This is a genomic window from Candidatus Symbiothrix dinenymphae (assembly GCF_001431085.1).
Map to the genome: position 1 here is coordinate 1 of NZ_BBRU01000283.1, position 547 is coordinate 547.

1 protein-coding gene is annotated in these 547 nt (G+C 42.0%); it reads right to left on the reverse strand.

The annotated features are described in order from the left end of the window. Window positions 1-497: hypothetical protein (locus ASC50_RS03630; RefSeq protein ID WP_158648373.1), on the reverse strand; the 497-nt coding region annotated here is incomplete at its 3' end. Window positions 498-547: the final 50 nt, after the last annotated feature.

The window sequence follows — 547 nt, forward strand, 5'->3', positions numbered from 1 at the left end:
ATTTGCGACACCACTATAGCCCCATTGGGAAGTCCCTTTATCAATTTCAGCAATCGGCACACATAGTGATAACTCCTTTCACCGGAATCTGTGGCAGCCATATCAACGGCTTTTCGGAACAATTCCAATGTTTTTTCAGGGTATTCTTCTAAAAAATGCGCGTAATATTCTTCCATCATTGTTGCCGACAGGTGGGTTTCGATGTAGTCCACCAGTCGCGCTACAAGTTTTTCGGCAAGCAGGAGATTGGGAATGTTACAGTTGTCTGAGTGCCACCCATCTTTCGGTGGTTTATCGTAATGGTTGTAAAGGTTTTCAAATGCGTCTTGCCACTTTTCGTCCGAAAATGTCGCTTTGTAAATTCTATAGTATTGCTTATCAAAAGTATTTTTGATAAATTCAAAAGCGATTGTGCGTATGGCGGGAACATCTTTTTCTGCTTTGGCAATGGGCAGCAGATAGCCATTTCCTTTGCTTTTGTTGGAAGTATTAGGCAATCTCTTGAATCTTAAAATCAGCTGGTTTGCTTCGTCCTACCGCCTTTCTG